The sequence below is a fragment of the Mesorhizobium sp. B4-1-4 genome (genome assembly GCF_006439395.2).
Taxonomy (GTDB): domain Bacteria; phylum Pseudomonadota; class Alphaproteobacteria; order Rhizobiales; family Rhizobiaceae; genus Mesorhizobium.
In genome coordinates, this window is record NZ_CP083950.1 from 1,481,568 (window position 1) to 1,495,336 (window position 13,769).

The window sequence follows — 13,769 nt, forward strand, 5'->3', positions numbered from 1 at the left end:
CGAAGCCGGCCTATTCGATCAGGAACGCCGCACGGCTCCGCATCGGCTCGTCGAGCGCCACCGAGGCCCGCACGGCAAGATCAAAGCGCACGCTGGTCGTCGGGCTCGATGCATGGACGATGCCGTCGAGCGATCCCGACATGATCTGTTCGAAGGTGATGGAGGTGCGGCCGATCTTCGCCACATGCGAACGGATGGTAATCAGCGAGCCGGCTTTCGTTTCATTGCGATAGTCGATTTCGGTGCGCACATCGGCCCACCCGGTCGCCTCTGCCTGGCTGCCATCCTGCCCGGCGATATGGCCGAGGAGCTGGAAACTGGCATCATCGAACATCGCCGCGTAGTGGCGCACATTCACGTGCCCCATCACGTCGCACATCCAGGGATGGACGACACCGACGAAGGTGACGAGGGATTTGCTCATGGTTCCGTGGCCTCTATTAGGATCGCGAGACGCCATAGCGAAACGCGTGGCGAGAGGCAAACCGGTGGACGGGCCGATATTCGTTAGCCGCGCCCTTGGTCCTCCTGAACAAACCGACTATCTCAGGAAGACGGCGGCGGTTCCGCCACGGGGACAGGCATGCTGAGGGTGCAAAAGGTCAAGGTCGACGACATCTACGTGCCCACTGCGCGCAGGAAGACGCTGCATCCCGAGACGGTGCGGCATCTCGCCGAGAATATACTGGAGAACGGCATGAAGACGCCGATCCAGGTCCGCCACGACGGCAAGCGCCATGTACTCGTCGAAGGCCTGCATCGTCTGGAAGCAGCCAAGTGGCTCGGCGAGACCGAGATCGACGCTTATCTGGTCCAAGCCAAGCGCCACTGACGCGAGCCTCGCTGTCTGCCGCGAGATGGCCCGCCTCGGCTCAGGAGGCCCGTGTCCGGTGGGGCAGCCTTAGATGCTTGATGCCGCTCATCTCGACGAAATTCGTCGCCGAGTCCCAGAGATAATCACCATAAAGAAACGGCTCGAAAGGTTCCGTGCCGCTCAGTGGCAACGGAGCGATCTCGGCATCGACGCGCGGCTCGTAGAAAAACGGGATCGAAAAACGCACCGTCTTCGGCGCAATCACCCGGTGCCGCGTCGCCCTGACACGTCCGCCGGTCCAGCGCTCCAGCAACTGGCCGAAATTGACCGCCAGCGTGCCGTTGGCCGGCGGTACGTCAATCCACTCGCCGGCCAGGTTTTTTGCCTGCAAGCCCTCGACGCCGTCCTGCGCCAATAAAGTGACGAAGCCTGAATCGGCATGTTCGCCGCCGATGATGGTGCGTGTTTCGCCCCGATGGACCGCCGAGAACTGCGGGCCACCAGCATCGGCGCCGGCATTGACGTCACGCAGGGGATAGCGGATCAGGCGCAGCGTCGAGATGCCCTGATCGAAATAGGCATCGAAGACCGTCTCCGGCAGGCCAAGCCCGCGGGCGATCGACCGCATCAGCGCGTTGCCGACCGTCCCCATCGCTCGATAGTAGTCGGCGGCCGCGGAGCGCCAGCCGGGCAGGGCATTTTCGGCCGGCAAAGGTGTTGGCTCGCGCAAAGGATCATCGGAAGCCGAAACACGCGTCGGATCGGCAAGGTCAGGCCCCATGTCGATGCCTTCCTTGTAGGAAACGGCTCGCGGCTGCAGCGGGAACCAGCCGCGGTAGAAATTCTTCTTGGTGCGGTCGAAATTCCAGCGCAGCAGTTTCTGCTTCTCGGCATCGGGAAGCGTGAAGATGCGCAGCAATTGCGCGCGCTTGTCCGGCGTCAGCCAGCCATCGCCGGGAAAATCGCGGACCGCCATGAAACCGATGCCCGAGGCGGCGGCCATGATCCGGGCGTCGGTGCGGTCGCGGGCGGGCGAGGGCGGCCCGAACAGGTCCGCAATCCCGATGGTTTCGATATCCGGCGTCATGGCTTCCGTTCCACCCGCATCATCATAATCGATGACCTTGTATCAAAGCTTTTCAATTGACCCAATCGGTTCCGCCGCTAGCCTGTCGATTACTCTCTCCAAGACTGGATCAGGACGATGGCTGGATATCAGGGCGGGTGCTTGTGCGGAGCGGTGCGCTATCGTGCCGACGTCGATCCTGTCAACGAACGTATCTGCCATTGCCGGCTTTGCCAGAAGGCGATCGGCGCTGCCTTCAATGCGCGCGTGCTGTTTCGCATCGACGATGTGACGGTCGAAGGACCGCTGGCGACTGTGAACACCTCGCCGGATCTCAAGCGCGGCTTTTGTCCGAATTGCGGCACGACGATGTTTTCGCGGCGCGATTCCGCCGGCATCATCGGCATCACCACCGGATCGCTCGACGATCCTTCGCTGTTTCGGCCGCAGATGCATATCTGGACCGGCTCGAAGCAGCCTTGGCTGGTCCTTGACGACGGCCTGCCGCAATATGAAGGCGCCCCGCCTCCGTAAGTACTTCCCCCTTCTCCCGTACGGAGAAGGACGAACCCGTGCAGTCATGACAAAAAATTAATCCAAATCGTCACGCGATAGCCGGCAAACCGTCATTGGCGGGCCATCTTTGCGTCCTATCTATGCTGCGCGGGCCGGCATTCGAGGAGACGACGGATGAACGACAGCATCAGCACCCTGGACGAGCTTTTGAGCGATCCGATGGTCCTGCTTGTGATGGAGCGCGACCGTGTGCGCCCGGAACAGGTACGCATGCTGCTCGAACGGGTGCGCCGACCATCGGCCGAAGAACCTGTCGTTCCCCCGGCCCATGTGATCGCCAGGACTTGCCAGAAACCTTGGCTGTGCCCGTAATTGCTTGCCGTTCTATCCCATGAGAACACAGGCCGGCCTCTTGGGCCGGTCCCGGACGACGTACTTCGACGCACGGCGCCAGCTTACAAATCCGTAAATTGATTATCCGACCCATGACGGTAAGGCTTGCGCGGGACCGACCGACGCCGGTAACACCTGCGCAAGCTAGATCTCTCACACACGGAACCCGACATGGCTGACATCTGCACTCAGGGCGTGGATACGGGCTTTGTCGGCCTGGGATATGCCAAGGTCGCCTTTCTCGGCCTCGTTCAGGGCATCACCGAATTGCTGCCGATTTCCTCGACCGCCCACATGCGCATCGTGCCGGCGGTGCTTGGCTGGCAGGATCCCGGCTCCGCCTTCTCCGCGGCCATGCAGCTTGCCGCGCTCGCCGCCGTCGTCAGTTATTTCTGGGGCGATGTCAGGGATCTCGTGTTCGGCTCGCTCGGGGCTCTCGTGCGGCGCGATTTCGCGGACCGCGACTTTCGGCTGGCTTCCTGGATCGTGCTGGCGACGATCCCGATCGTCATTGCCGGCGTGGCGCTGTCAGGCGTTCTTAATACCTGCAATTCGCCGCTGCGCAGCCTGAGCGTGATCGGATGGGCCTGCATCGTCATGGCGGTCCTGCTGGCGCTGGCCGAGATTTTCGCCCGCCACCGCCGCACCATGGGCGAAGCGTCGCTCGCCGACGCGCTTCTGGTCGGCATCGCCCAGATCGGCGCGCTGATACCCGGCGTCTCACGCTCGGGCTCGACTTTGACGGCGGCATTGGGGCTCGGCTTCAAACGGGCCGAGGCGGCGCGGTTCTCGTTCCTGCTCGGCCTACCGGCGATCGCGCTGGCCGGTCTGAAGGAACTGTGGGAACTGCACAAGGTTCACCTTGATGCCCATGGGTGGTCGGTTCTTGCCACGGGGCTGGTCGTCGCCTCGATCTCCGCCTTCTTCGCCATCTGGGGGTTGATGCGCGTTCTGGAACGGTTCTCCGCCTGGCCTTTCGTCATCTACCGTGGCCTGCTCGGAGTCGTCCTGTTGCTCGGCGTCGCGATGGGATGGCTGGCCTAGCCTGGGAACCTGGACCTTGGTGTTGCGCCGTTGCAACCCGCCAAGGCCCATGCGGCTCCCGCAAAGATGTGATCAGCCGCGTTCATTGACTTCGGGACATAACCGCCCTTAACGTTCCGTTAACAAAAACGATGGGCGGGGCCGCATGGCATCCTCGACAGGTTGGCGCCGCAAGGCGAAGGGGCTGGGGCTGGCGGTTGCGCTGACCGCTTTCTGTTCGGCGGCGAGCTTCGCCTATTCCGCGCCCGCGTCCATGGTTATCGGTGGCTCGACCTCCCAGCCGATCGGCCACTATGATTTTTGCAAGATCCATGTCGCGGAATGCTCCATCCGCTCACCCGATAACGCGCCCGAACATATGACCGGCAAGCTGCTGCACGGGATCACGGCGGTAAATCTCTCGGTCAACACGCGCGTCAAGCCGATGAGCGACCTCGACAATTACGGCAAGGAGGAATGGTGGGCCTATCCCGACAACGGCTTCGGTGATTGCGAGGACTACGCGCTGGAAAAGCGGCGCGAACTCAACAGTTTAGGCATTGCCATCGCCAATCTCCTGATGACGGTGGTGCGCAAGCCCGACGGCGAAGGTCATGCCGTGCTGACAGTGCGCACCGACAAGGGCGACTTCATCCTCGACAACCTGACCGACAAGGTCCGCCTCTGGAACCAGACCAGCTACCGCTACCTGAAGAGGCAGGCGAGCGACAACACCGGGCACTGGGTTTCCATTCTTGGCGGCGACGAACAGCTGGTCAGCGCTGTCAAATAGTCTCCGCGGCGCTATGGCGCCCGCTAAAGGACCGTTCCTGCGTTCTGTTCAAGCCGCCTTCCATTTTGGCGCCCCGCGGTGGTATCCACGTCGCTCGTTGGAGCTGGCAATCCGGTAGGCGCATGGATTTTCCGACACTTCTCAACGCCGTCCCGCTGTTGGCGGCCTTCGCCAAGACCGCCCTGCCCCAGGCGATCGCCACGATGATGGCGTTCGGCCAATGGTTCGCAACGGTACCACCGTGCCGCGGTTTTGCCTTTGAGGCGGCCAGCTATCTCGTCTGCGAGGTCGACCCGAAACGCTATTCGATCGAGCTGTTCTGGAAGGATCCAGCTGGTAAACCTTTTCAATCGCTGCACAATCTCGATTATGCTCAGCGCGCGGCCGGCCGCACCATGCTGTTTGCCATCAATGCCGGCATGTATCACCCCGACCTCAGGCCGGTCGGCCTCTATATCGAGCGAGGCCAGGAAATGGCTGATGTGAAGACGGGATCGGGAACCGGCAATTTTTCGCTGCAGCCGAATGGCATCTTCTACATCAGCGGCGGCAAGGCCGCGGTCCGGGCGACAAGGGACTTCGTCAGGAAGCGGCCGCCCACCGACTATGCGACGCAATCCGGGCCGATGCTGGTGATCGACGGCCACCTTCATCCGAAATTCCAGTCCGACAGCACCTCGCGCAAGACCCGCGACGGTGTCGGCGTGCGAAAGGACGGTGTCGCGGTCTTTGCCATTTCGAATGGTGCGGTGACGTTCCATGCATTCGCCCGGCTCTTTCGCGATGCGCTCGGCTGCGACAATGCGCTGTTCCTCGACGGCTCGATTTCAAGCCTGCTTGCCCCGGCAATCGGCCGCAACGACGATTACTGGAATCTGGGACCGATGATCGGCGTGTTCAGGAAGCGCGGCTAGGCTGGCGCTTGCCCCGGAGCTTGCCGGCGATCACCGCTATGATGACCAAGGCGATGGCTGCGATCACCGCCATGCCGAACAGGCTGGTCGCATCGAGTTCGGGGAGACTGCCGGCGCCCTTGGCGACCAGCCATCCCGGCGACAGAACGGCTGGAGCCCAGATGATCGCCGACAGGATGTTGGCGATCTGGAAGCGGCGCCGGTTCATGCCCATCATGCCCGCGACCAGCGGCACGGTGGCGCGGACCGGGCCGAAGAAGCGGCCGACGAAAACCGCCGCGAAGCCATAACGATGGAAGAACAGCCGCGCCCGGGCGATCTCGCGCCGGTAGCGATTGAGCGGCCATTTATGGACGACACCGCGTCCGAGCCATTTGCCAAGGAAATAGGAGACGGTGTCGCCGAGCGTCGCACCGACCATCGCTGCGAGAAGAACGGGCAAAGGCTGGACAATGCCTGCGCCCACCAGGCCGCCGACGATGACCAGGACCGTGGTGCCGGGCAAGAGGATGCCGACCAGCACCAGCGATTCACCGAACGCCAGCAGTCCGACCACGACGCCTGCCCAGGCCTGATGGTTTTCGATGAAACAAACGCTCTGGTCGATGAACGACTGCACGCAAGCTCCCTGATAAAAAGCGTCTCTCAGCTGCCGCTATCGAGCAGGCTCCTGAGTTCGTCGAGCTTGTCGTTGACGAGCCAGCCATAATAATTTTCCACCGGCAGCTTGCGGCCCTTGCCACTGGCGACTGCCGCGCGCAGGTCGGCCGCCCGCTGCCGGGGTTGGCCGACATTGTAGAGCGTGGCCGTTATGCCCGGATTGCCCGATATGTCGAAGCCCTCCTGTTTGTAGGCGTCGATGGCGTCGCGCACGATCGCCGCGATGTAGACGATGCTGCGGTCCGGATCCATGACGTCACGATAGATCGCCTGCGGACGATCTGGCGTCAGCTTGTCATAGCCGCTCACCCTGTTGACCAGGTCGGTCACTTCCAGCGCGGTCAACGGGCTGATCTGGCCAAGGCCGAATGTCTGGCCGGCGAAGAAGGGCTGGAAGAACGCCTGCTGGAAGGTCATGGCCTCGTAGGTGACGCTATCGACGCTCTTGCCACAATGTTCTACCCAGACCCTGTCGCGGCAACTCCACAGGGCGGCACTGTCTTTGGCCTCGGCGCAGGCCGCGAACTCCGGCCGCTGGACAAAGGTCTGCACCGGCACGCCCTTGTAGCGGAAGGCAAAGTCGAGGCCGGAATAGGACAGTGCCTTCACATAGTAGGTCTGTACCGAGCCGACGGCGGTGACGTTATAGGTATGTTCGCCGACAAGCGCGCCGACGATATGGATAGGATCGATATCGTAGGCGGCCGCCACCTGCTTGATGTGCGCCACCAGTTTCTTCTCGTGCTTCAGCAGCGCGACGATCTTCTCGTATTTTTCCGGGTAGGTGGTCTTGAAGGCGCGCGTTCGCGTCGCGGATGCATCCGGGATTGGCGGTTGCGTTTCGGAGCGATTGCCGGATGGAACGACGACCAGCCCGCCGGCATGCGCCGTCTCCACCATGAGCGCGCCACTCCAGGAGAGGGCCGCGAGCAGGAGGACCAGGAGAAATCGCTGCAACGCAATCATCGGGCGCCTTTTTTGGGCTCTCGGGGAACGTCGCCGGAGACGCCGCATACTGCTCTCAACAGCCACATCATGGCGCTGTCAAGGCTTGGGCCGCCATTGACGGCGGATGTCTGAAACGGGTCACAGGTTTGGTAAAAAACTTGATTCAAACTTTATTGGTAATTTCTCGTTCATAACTGAGCCTGGTTGTCCGTCGGCCGTCGCCTTCGGTCTGTTGCGTTTCGAGTACAGGTCCAGATGCGGTTACCAGGCGTCATCAGTTTCGTGATCGCATCACTGTGCCTTGCCGGCTGCTCGTCGACATCGGGCATGGATGCGCTCGACGTGCAGAAGCCGTCGAACGAGACCACCAGTTCGGTGGTGCGGCCAAGCGCGCCGATCGCATCCGTCCCCGTCACCAGGGTCAACAATGCGCGCAAGCGCACTGAGCCCGCGCCCGTGGACGACACTGTTCGCCCCTTTGGCCTTGCGGAGGAGGAAACGGTGGCGTTTCCGGCGCCCGAATTGCCCGACAGCGTCGATCCGCCGGTCGAGCCGGCAGCCCTGGTCTCGCCTCCGAAACTTTTGTCGCGGGCAGCCCCGCCCATGCTTGCCGGGCCGATCACGCGCTATGGCTTTCGCGATGCCAAACCGATCAATTTCGGCCGCTCCTCGCCCCGGCATCTTGCCGTGCACGGGGTCGACGTGTCGCGCTGGCAAGGGAATGTGAATTGGGAGAAGCTACGCGCCCAGGGCGCCAACTTCGCCTACATCAAGGCGACCGATGGCGGCGACCATCTTGATTCGATGTTCACCAGGAACTGGCGCGGCGCCGACGCGGCCGGGCTGAAGCGCGGCGCCTATCACTTCTTCTACTGGTGCCGAACCGCCGGCGAGCAGGCCGACTGGTTCATCCGCAACGTGCCGAAGGTCGAAGGCGCCTTGCCGCCGGTGATCGATGTCGAGTGGAACGGCGACTCCAGCTGCCAGCGGCGGCCGTCGCGCGAAAAGGTCCTGGAGAAGATGCAGGTGTTCATGGACAAGCTGGAGCGTCACTATGGCCAGCGTCCGATCATCTACACCGCGCCGGATTTCTATCGCGACAATCTGCAGGGCGCCTTTCTCGACTATCCGTTCTGGCTGCGGGCGGTGGCGAGACATCCGTCAAAGGTCTATCCCGATCGCAAATGGCTGTTCTGGCAATATTCCGGCTCCGGCCTGTCGCATGGCGTCACCGGCCGCATCGACCTCAACGTTTTCCATGGCGACGAGCGTCAATGGCGCGCCTGGGCCGGCGGTCGGCAGATGATGGCGGACGCGGAGTAGGGTTCGCGTCGCCGTTCATTCCCGTTCCGGCCAGCTATTGGAACTGGTTGCTCCCGCCATTCCTTTCCTCGCTCAGCCGCAGCTTCATCCTCAAGCTCATGATCTCGGCAATCGCGGCATCGATCATGGTGAGAAGCGTAAGCGTGTCGTGCTGGGTTGGATCGGCTCTGATATAGGCGAGCTGATTCACGATATCAGTGTCGTCGTCGGATTCGTCGCTCATGCGCATCGTCCCGGCTGTTGTCTCTCGGGATTCCTCGGTCCGATCGGATCGATCGTCAAATTGCTTCTTTATCACTTCCTCGTGTGGATGGCCTTCGCGTCTCGTTCGGCCTTGCCGTGTCTGAGGGATAATTCTTGTTCCGGCCCGATAACTGGATATCAAGGCGGCTTCATCGGATCGCGCCGCCCGACATCGACCAGGTTCAACTCGGCAGAAGGCGGTTCTTCGCCTTTCCGCCTTCAATCAGCGCACCACGCCTAAACTCAACGGAAAGGTGTCTCGCATCGCAGCTGATCTGACGATGAACGAGCGCCGGCGAGCTTTGTCTTCTAGCTAGCTGATTAGGCCGAGCTTCTCGCGCAGCTGCAACCATGAGGCGTTACCTACAACGCGCTCTTGCGACGCCGATCTTTCCGCTCGGCCGTTATTTCGGGTGCAGGCTCGATGATGTCGCCAGCCACGACGGCGCGCGTGCGCTGCAGCATTGCGGGGATTTCCCGAGCAGGGAGCGGCCGACTGAGCAGGAAACCCTGTGCCTCGGTGCAGCCTTCTCTTCGTACCCGCTCGAGCTGTTCCGCTGTCTCGACCCCTTCGGCGGTGGTCTGTATCCCGAGGCTGTTGCCAAGGCTCGTGACGGCCCGGATGATGGCAACCGAGCTGTCGACGTCATCGGCATCCCTGACGAAGGACTGGTCGATCTTGATCTTGTCGAACGGGAAAGAGCGCAGGTAGCTCAAGCTCGAATATCCGGTTCCGAAGTCGTCCATCGCAATATGCACCCCCAGTATGTGGATCTGCTGCAGCAGCGCGAGAGTCGCCGGGCTGTTGGCCAGCAGTACCGTCTCGGTGATCTCAAGCTCGAGCTGACTCGCGGGCAGCCCCGAGGCATCCAGTGCCTCGACGATCGTCGAAAGCAAGCGCGTGCGAAACTGCGTCGGCGACAGGTTGACGGCAACCTTGATGCCTTTGGGCCAGCCTGCTGCGTCGAGACACGCTTGCTTGATCACCCAGTCGCCGATCGGGACGATGAGGCCGATCTCCTCGGCCAGGGGAATGAACTCTGCCGGAGAGACGATGCCACGCTTCGGGTGATGCCAGCGCAGCAGCGCTTCGAAGCAGCTGACCTCGCCGCGGCCGATATTGAGGAGCGGTTGGTAATAGATCTCGAGCTGCTCCCGTCCCACCGCCTCGCGCAGATCGAGTTCGAGAAACCGCCGCGCCTGCATGCGGGCATCCATTTCCGGCTCGAAGAACCTATATGTTCTGCGTCCGTCCGCCTTTGCCAGGTAGAGCGCCATGTCGCCGTTCTTGAGCAGCTCGTCGGCGTTCTCGCCATCGTCCGGCGCAATCGAAATGCCGACGCTGGCGCTGATCATAACCCCGTGTCCATCGACGATATAAGGCGCGCTCAGCGCGTCTATGACCCTTTGAGCAAGGGCAGTGGCCTCGACCGGCTGATCCGTCCCCTTCTGAATGATCACGAACTCGTCGCCACCGAGCCTGGCTACCGTGTCGCCTTCACGGAGGACGCGCCTCAGCCTGGCGGCGACCTCCTTCAGCAGGGCGTCACCAATCGGATGCCCCAGCGTGTCGTTGACCGTCTTGAAATGATCGAGATCAAGGCAAAGGACGGCGACCTTGCCGTTCTGCCGGCTCATCTCGATCAGAGCTTCCTCGGCGCGTTCGTGGAACAATGTACGGTTCGGAAGATCGGTAAGCCCGTCGTGGCGGGCCATATGCGAGATGCGGGCCTCGCTACGCCGCAAGTCGGTCACGTCGTGGTGCGTGGCAAGCCATCCGCCGCCTGGCAGCGGCTGGTGGATGAGGTCGATTGTGCGCCCGTCCCGGAGTTCGACGAGGCTCACGACGCGCTCGGCACGGTCGATCGTCGCCGAGAGTTCTTCCAGATATCTTTCCGGCTCCAGGCCGACATAGAGCCCCGCGGCGATCCGGAACCGCTTCAAATCGGCCCAATGCGAGCCTGGACGGGTCAGGGTCTCCGGCAAGTGATAGAGGTCAGCGTAGGTCTGGTTGCAAAAAACCAGCCGCCGCTCGGCATCGAACATGCACAGACCCACCGGCATGTTTGCTGCTGCTGCGGCCAGATGCTGCCGTTCCAGCTCCGCCTCGCGGGCCAAGGCATCACTGCGTTCCAGGCTGGCACGGTAGCCGGCAAAGGCCGAGAACAACACCCCAATCTCGTCCCGGCGATCCCTTTTGGGTGCAACGAGGGTTGAGCGGCGGTCACCCAGTGTTAGGCGATGCATCGCCTCGCTCACCGTGAGGATCGGCTTGCTGACATTGTGTCGAATCCAGGCGACAAGCCCGCCGAGGCACACGGCGGCAAAGGCAATCGCGGCCCAGGTCAGCCGCTGCGCGATGGTGTAGGTGCGATCCGCCATGGCTGCGACAGCCGTGCTGCGCTGATTGGTGAGGGCCAGCAAGCCGTCCAGCCGCTGCGCCGCCTCGGCGACGGTTGGCAGCGATACCGTCTCGAACTCTTTAAGGGCCTTTGTTCGCCCCTCTGTTTCCAGGAGCGGGAAAATGGATGTCAGGGAGTCTTGATAGGCCGTCCACAGATAAACGAACTGATCGAACAGTTCCTGCTCGGCGCGCGATCCGGCGCTTCTACGGTAGGCACGCCGACCCCTCAGAATCTCGTCGCTCTCCCTCGCCATCTCGTCATCGATGCGCAGCAGCTGTCGGGTATCGTCGGTGCGCATGCGCAGCGTCGCATAGAGCTGATGTTCCGCGAGATTGCGCTTCATCTCCTCCACGACCTGGACCTGCGGCAACCAAACGCCTGTGATCTCACCTGTGATTTCATTGAGAGATCGCAGCTGATCCACCCCAAATAGCCCTACTGCCAGGACGCACAACAACGCCAGACCAAAGCCCAGCGAGAGCTTGGTCCTGACGCTAACATCCTTCAATGGCTTCAGGTAAAACATTGGTGTAATTAGACCAATCCCGCGCCATACGCTGATTCCGCGGGAAATTTAGAGCGCTTTCCGTAATATAGCGCCAAACGTATTAAGGCTGACTTAAGATGGGCCTTAGCGATATTATCCGCTTGCAGCAGGTAAAAGCAGCTCAGCTATTTTCTTCAACTATCGAGGGCGTCGAGCGCAGGCTTTCCTGCCAGATCTCGCGATCATGGACGAGGCGGAAAGGACGATGCTTTCCTGTTGCTCCGAGGTTTGCGCCCAATAACCGCGAGAATACAAAGAGATGCAGGATGGCGCGCAATTGCGAGATGAGCGTATTCCCAGCGTTGCCGGAGCCTTTCCCATTGCCCTGGCTGGGTTGTCCAGTTTGAGGTCGCGACATTGATCGGCTGGACCCACAGGAAGAACACGATCAGTCCGCACCCGGTCAGCGCCGCGGAGACCATTTTCATTCGCAGCAACAGGACAGCGAGTATTGCGTCAAGGATGAGCTTTGCGGTGATGGGCAGGCCGAACAGCGGCCAGCCGAGCTACATTTGCTGTGCGCCGAAATAGACTGCCTGATCCATCGCGAGCCTGTGCGGCATCTCTGAAGATGCGCGGCGCTCGGGATGAGCAGGATGGCTCCCACCCAAAGCGAGAGTAGGACCATTGCTCTCATCATCGACCTCCGATCGCGCGGCCAGCTTGCTACCTGACATTCCGCGCTAACGATCGATTTCTCCAAACACGATGTCGAGCGAGCCGATGATCGCCGACACGTCGGCGATCATGTGGCCTCTGGACAGGAAATCCATCGCCTGCAGGTGGGCAAAGGATGGGGCCCGGATTTTGCATCGATACGGGACATTGCTGCCATCTGAAATCAGATAGACGCCGAACTCGCCCTTTGGTGCTTCGACAGCCGCATACACCTCTCCAGTAGGGACACGGATGCCTTCGGTGTAGAGTTTGAAATGGTGGATAGTCGCTTCCATGGAGCGCCTCATTTCGGAACGGTTTGGCGGCGTGATCTTTTGATTGGATATTGCGACTGGTCCTTGGCCCGCCGGAAGCCGTAACTTTTCCAAACACTGCTTGATGATCCGGACGGATTGGCGCATTTCCTCCATTCGAACCAGATAGCGGTCGTAGCAATCCCCGTTCTTGCCGACGGGAATGTCGAAATCCATCTCGGGATAGCATTCGTAAGGCTGGGCCTTGCGCAAATCCCAGGCGGCTCCGGAACCGCGCACCATCACGCCTGAAAAGCCCCATGCCCAGGCGTCGTCCAAACCGATCGTTCCGATGTCAACGTTTCGCTGCTTGAAAATCCGATTGCCAGTCAGCAGTTCATCGAGATTGTCGCAGACCTTGAGGAAAGGGTCACAAAAATTCCAAATATCGTCGAGAAGTTCCGGTGGCAGATCCTGATGCACGCCGCCAACCCTGAAATAGTTAGCGTGCATCCGGGCGCCGGAAGCACGCTCGTAGAAAACCATCAGCTTCTCACGCTCGGCGAAACCCCACAGCGGCGGGGTCAGAGCGCCGATGTCCATTGCTTGCGTCGTGACGTTGAGGAGGTGCGACAGCAGCCGCCCGATTTCGCAGAAAAGGACGCGAATGAGCTGCCCGCGTCGCGGAACCGATATCTGGAGCAATTTCTCAGCCGCAAGGCAGAAGGCGTGCTCCTGATTCATCGGGGCGACGTAGTCGAGCCGATCAAAGTAGGGGAGTGCCTGAAGATAGTTCTTATGCTCGATCAGTTTTTCCGTGCCGCGGTGCAGCAGTCCGATATGCGGATCGACTCGCTCGACCACTTCGCCGTCGAGTTCGAGCACAAGCCGCAGGACGCCATGCGCTGCCGGGTGTTGCGGCCCAAAGTTGATGGTGAAATTACGAACCTTCGCTTCAGTCACGGAGCCCTCGGCGTTCAGGATTAGCCGCTCAATTGGCGTGACGATTTCTGGAAGTACGAACTGAAACGGGAAGAACGCTTGGGGGTTCCATGGATTTGCGTCTGTGGAGTGAATCCCTGTGGCGCATTCAACTCATGGGAAGCATTTGACGACTGGGATGCGCACGGAGACCATATTGAGGAAATCGAGGATTGGATCTGGCCTCGCGATATCTCGGTAGAACTGCCCGCCAGGCTCCGGGGAAGCAGAG

General features: G+C 61.2%; 14 protein-coding genes and 1 pseudogene. 8 read left to right on the forward strand and 7 right to left on the reverse strand.

Features of this window, described 5'->3' with window-relative positions:
• Positions 1-10 precede the first annotated feature (10 nt).
• Complete coding sequence (locus FJW03_RS07080) at positions 11-424, reverse strand: acyl-CoA thioesterase (protein WP_140762126.1); 414 nt, start codon at positions 422-424, stop codon at positions 11-13.
• A gap of 159 nt (positions 425-583) precedes the next feature.
• Here FJW03_RS07080 and FJW03_RS07085 point away from each other — a divergent pair, with 159 nt between their 5' ends.
• Entirely contained in the window at positions 584-832 is a 249-nt protein-coding gene (locus FJW03_RS07085; protein ID WP_140762124.1) for a ParB N-terminal domain-containing protein, read from the forward strand.
• Between the two features lie 40 nt (positions 833-872).
• Here FJW03_RS07085 and FJW03_RS07090 read toward each other — a convergent pair whose 3' ends face one another.
• Complete coding sequence (locus FJW03_RS07090) at positions 873-1,901, reverse strand: isopenicillin N synthase family dioxygenase (protein WP_140762121.1); 1,029 nt, start codon at positions 1,899-1,901, stop codon at positions 873-875.
• 117 nt (positions 1,902-2,018) lie between these two features.
• Here FJW03_RS07090 and FJW03_RS07095 point away from each other — a divergent pair, with 117 nt between their 5' ends.
• The 5 genes from FJW03_RS07095 (at position 2,019) to FJW03_RS07115 (ending at position 5,519) form a co-directional block, all read left to right on the forward strand.
• A complete protein-coding gene (locus FJW03_RS07095) occupies positions 2,019-2,414 on the forward strand; it encodes a GFA family protein (RefSeq protein ID WP_140762117.1) in 396 nt (131 codons plus the stop codon).
• 156 nt (positions 2,415-2,570) lie between these two features.
• Positions 2,571-2,768 carry a hypothetical protein gene (locus FJW03_RS07100; RefSeq protein WP_140610174.1) on the forward strand — a complete coding sequence of 66 codons (198 nt, stop codon included), beginning with the start codon at positions 2,571-2,573 and terminating at the stop codon, positions 2,766-2,768.
• Between the two features lie 192 nt (positions 2,769-2,960).
• Entirely contained in the window at positions 2,961-3,833 is an 873-nt protein-coding gene (locus tag FJW03_RS07105) for an undecaprenyl-diphosphate phosphatase (RefSeq protein ID WP_140610173.1), read from the forward strand.
• A 145-nt stretch (positions 3,834-3,978) separates the two neighbouring features.
• Positions 3,979-4,605, forward strand: coding sequence for a transglutaminase-like cysteine peptidase (locus FJW03_RS07110; protein ID WP_140762114.1), 627 nt, complete (start codon positions 3,979-3,981; stop codon positions 4,603-4,605).
• A gap of 122 nt (positions 4,606-4,727) precedes the next feature.
• Positions 4,728-5,519, forward strand: coding sequence for a phosphodiester glycosidase family protein (locus FJW03_RS07115; protein WP_140762111.1), 792 nt, complete (start codon positions 4,728-4,730; stop codon positions 5,517-5,519).
• Here the strand turns inward: FJW03_RS07115 and FJW03_RS07120 are convergent.
• Together FJW03_RS07120 and FJW03_RS07125 are read right to left on the reverse strand one after the other, a co-directional pair.
• Positions 5,503-6,138, reverse strand: a complete 636-nt coding sequence (locus tag FJW03_RS07120) for a DedA family protein (protein WP_140610170.1) — start codon at positions 6,136-6,138, stop codon at positions 5,503-5,505. The genes FJW03_RS07115 and FJW03_RS07120 overlap by 17 nt on opposite strands.
• Before the next feature lie 26 nt (positions 6,139-6,164).
• Positions 6,165-7,145, reverse strand: a complete 981-nt coding sequence (locus tag FJW03_RS07125) for a DUF1402 family protein (RefSeq protein WP_413466470.1) — start codon at positions 7,143-7,145, stop codon at positions 6,165-6,167.
• Positions 7,146-7,382: 237 nt separating this feature from the next.
• On the opposite strand from FJW03_RS07125, the gene FJW03_RS07130 reads away from it, so the two are divergent.
• Entirely contained in the window at positions 7,383-8,450 is a 1,068-nt protein-coding gene (locus FJW03_RS07130; RefSeq protein WP_140762105.1) for a GH25 family lysozyme, read from the forward strand.
• Positions 8,451-8,484: 34 nt separating this feature from the next.
• Here the strand turns inward: FJW03_RS07130 and FJW03_RS07135 are convergent, their stop codons facing one another.
• Positions 8,485-8,673 carry a hypothetical protein gene (locus tag FJW03_RS07135; RefSeq protein WP_140762102.1) on the reverse strand — a complete coding sequence of 63 codons (189 nt, stop codon included), beginning with the start codon at positions 8,671-8,673 and terminating at the stop codon, positions 8,485-8,487.
• Positions 8,674-8,846: 173 nt separating this feature from the next.
• Here FJW03_RS07135 and FJW03_RS07140 point away from each other — a divergent pair.
• A pseudogene (locus tag FJW03_RS07140) lies at positions 8,847-8,986 on the forward strand (HlyD family type I secretion periplasmic adaptor subunit); the annotation flags it as partial.
• A 70-nt stretch (positions 8,987-9,056) separates the two neighbouring features.
• Here FJW03_RS07140 and FJW03_RS07145 read toward each other — a convergent pair.
• Together FJW03_RS07145 and FJW03_RS07150 are read right to left on the reverse strand one after the other, a co-directional pair.
• Positions 9,057-11,624 (reverse strand): EAL domain-containing protein, encoded by a 2,568-nt coding sequence (locus FJW03_RS07145; protein ID WP_140762099.1) that lies wholly within the window; start codon positions 11,622-11,624, stop codon positions 9,057-9,059.
• Between the two features lie 704 nt (positions 11,625-12,328).
• Complete coding sequence (locus tag FJW03_RS07150; RefSeq protein ID WP_140762096.1) at positions 12,329-13,519, reverse strand: NADH-quinone oxidoreductase subunit D; 1,191 nt, start codon at positions 13,517-13,519, stop codon at positions 12,329-12,331.
• Positions 13,520-13,769 lie beyond the last annotated feature (250 nt).

Bases quoted from the DNA above. Each gene is read 5' to 3' on its own strand.
- FJW03_RS07080 (WP_140762126.1), bottom strand. From the start codon at position 424: ATGAGCAAATCCCTCGTCACCTTCGTCGGTGTCGTCCATCCCTGGATG.
- FJW03_RS07085 (WP_140762124.1), top strand. From the start codon at position 584: ATGCTGAGGGTGCAAAAGGTCAAGGTCGACGACATCTACGTGCCCACT.
- FJW03_RS07090 (WP_140762121.1), bottom strand. From the start codon at position 1,901: ATGACGCCGGATATCGAAACCATCGGGATTGCGGACCTGTTCGGGCCG.
- FJW03_RS07095 (WP_140762117.1), top strand. From the start codon at position 2,019: ATGGCTGGATATCAGGGCGGGTGCTTGTGCGGAGCGGTGCGCTATCGT.
- FJW03_RS07100 (WP_140610174.1), top strand. From the start codon at position 2,571: ATGAACGACAGCATCAGCACCCTGGACGAGCTTTTGAGCGATCCGATG.
- FJW03_RS07105 (WP_140610173.1), top strand. From the start codon at position 2,961: ATGGCTGACATCTGCACTCAGGGCGTGGATACGGGCTTTGTCGGCCTG.
- FJW03_RS07110 (WP_140762114.1), top strand. From the start codon at position 3,979: ATGGCATCCTCGACAGGTTGGCGCCGCAAGGCGAAGGGGCTGGGGCTG.
- FJW03_RS07115 (WP_140762111.1), top strand. From the start codon at position 4,728: ATGGATTTTCCGACACTTCTCAACGCCGTCCCGCTGTTGGCGGCCTTC.
- FJW03_RS07125 (WP_413466470.1), bottom strand. From the start codon at position 7,145: ATGATTGCGTTGCAGCGATTTCTCCTGGTCCTCCTGCTCGCGGCCCTC.
- FJW03_RS07130 (WP_140762105.1), top strand. From the start codon at position 7,383: ATGCGGTTACCAGGCGTCATCAGTTTCGTGATCGCATCACTGTGCCTT.
- FJW03_RS07135 (WP_140762102.1), bottom strand. From the start codon at position 8,673: ATGAGCGACGAATCCGACGACGACACTGATATCGTGAATCAGCTCGCC.
- FJW03_RS07145 (WP_140762099.1), bottom strand. From the start codon at position 11,624: ATGTTTTACCTGAAGCCATTGAAGGATGTTAGCGTCAGGACCAAGCTC.